Origin of the sequence: Arthrobacter sp. UNC362MFTsu5.1 (assembly GCF_000685965.1) — a bacterium.
Classification (GTDB): domain Bacteria; phylum Actinomycetota; class Actinomycetes; order Actinomycetales; family Micrococcaceae; genus Arthrobacter.
In genome coordinates this window covers 1-2,017 of record NZ_JMLE01000065.1, presented here as the reverse complement: position 1 = coordinate 2,017, position 2,017 = coordinate 1, and the positions used below count along the sequence as shown (strand labels likewise).

Sequence of the window (2,017 nt, the reverse complement as noted above, 5' to 3'; positions counted from 1 at the left end):
CCTATCCTACACAAGCCACTCCGAACACCAATACCAAACTATAGTAAAGGTCTCGGGGTCTTTCCGTCCTGCTGCGCGTAACGAGCATCTTTACTCGTACTGCAATTTCGCCGAGTTTATGGTTGAGACAGCGGGGAAGTCGTTACTCCATTCGTGCAGGTCGGAACTTACCCGACAAGGAATTTCGCTACCTTAGGATGGTTATAGTTACCACCGCCGTTTACTGGGGCTTAAATTCTCAGCTTCGCCTTGCGGCTAACCGGTCCTCTTAACCTTCCAGCACCGGGCAGGAGTCAGTCCGTATACATCGTCTTGCGACTTCGCACGGACCTGTGTTTTTAGTAAACAGTCGCTTCCCCCTGGTCTCTGCGGCCCCGATCCCCTCCCACCAGCGTGTGGTGTTCAAGGTTGGGGCCCCCCTTCTCCCGAAGTTACGGGGGCATTTTGCCGAGTTCCTTAACCATAATTCTCTCGATCGCCTTAGTATTCTCTACCTGATCACCTGTGTCGGTTTGGGGTACGGGCGGCTAAAACCTCGCGTCGATGCTTTTCTAGGCAGCATAGGATCACCGAATCCCCCCATACGGGGGTCCCGTCAGGTCTCAGGCATCATGAACGGCGGATTTGCCTACCGTTCGCCCTACATCCTTGGACCGGGACAACCATCGCCCGGCTCGGCTACCTTCCTGCGTCACACCTGTTAATACGCTTACCTCCCAGGATCAGGTCCCGCGCTCCACCAAAAACCGCACACCACAAGGGTGATTGGTCAGGCTTCGGGCAGTTAGTATCCCCTGTTCAGCATGGGCGGTTTTTCGCCGGTACGGGAATATCAACCCGTTGTCCATCGACTACGCCTGTCGGCCTCGCCTTAGGTCCCGACTTACCCAGGGCAGATTAGCTTGACCCTGGAACCCTTGATCATTCGGCGGACGGGTTTCTCACCCGTCTTTCGCTACTCATGCCTGCATTCTCACTCGTGTAGGCTCCACCGCTGGTTTACACCGCGACTTCACTGCCCACACGACGCTCCCCTACCCATCCACACTCCTGAACCACAAAGGCTTGGATAAAATGTGAATGCCACAACTTCGGCGGTGTACTTGAGCCCCGCTACATTGTCGGCGCGGAATCACTTGACCAGTGAGCTATTACGCACTCTTTTAAGGATGGCTGCTTCTAAGCCAACCTCCTGGTTGTCTTCGCAACTCCACATCCTTTCCCACTTAGCACACGCTTAGGGGCCTTAGTTGGTGGTCTGGGCTGTTTCCCTCTCGACTATGAAGCTTATCCCCCACAGTCTCACTGCTGCGCTCTCACTTACCGGCATTCGGAGTTTGGCTGACGTCAGTAACCTTGTAGGGCCCATTAGCCATCCAGTAGCTCTACCTCCGGTAAGAAACACGCAACGCTGCACCTAAATGCATTTCGGGGAGAACCAGCTATCACGAAGTTTGATTGGCCTTTCACCCCTACCCACAGCTCATCCCCTCCATTTTCAACTGAAGTGGGTTCGGTCCTCCACGACGTCTTACCGTCGCTTCAACCTGGCCATGGGTAGATCACTTCGCTTCGGGTCTAGATCACGCCACTGCAACGCCCTATTCAGACTCGCTTTCGCTACGGCTGCCCCACACGGGTTAACCTCGCGACGTAACACTAACTCGCAGGCTCATTCTTCAAAAGGCACGCCGTCACCAGAATCAGACTGGCTCCGACGGATTGTAAGCACACGGTTTCAGGTACTGTTTCACTCCCCTCCCGGGGTACTTTTCACCTTTCCCTCACGGTACTGGTCCGCTATCGGTCATTAGGGAGTATTTAGGCTTATCAGGTGGTCCTGACAGATTCGCACGGGATTTCTCGGGCCCCGTGCTACTTGGGATACTTCCCAGGCGGTACACAACATTACGGTTACGGGGCTCACACCCTCTCTGGCCGGCCTTTCAAGACCGTTCACCTATGCCTGCACATCACACCTCGCTGTCCCGGCAGAGACAGCACGGAAAGTCCCGCA

Annotated in this window: 1 rRNA gene; it reads right to left on the bottom strand. The window is 55.1% G+C overall.

The window, feature by feature from the left end:
• Positions 1–2,017, bottom strand: a 23S ribosomal RNA gene (locus BS38_RS0124005); the annotation flags it as partial.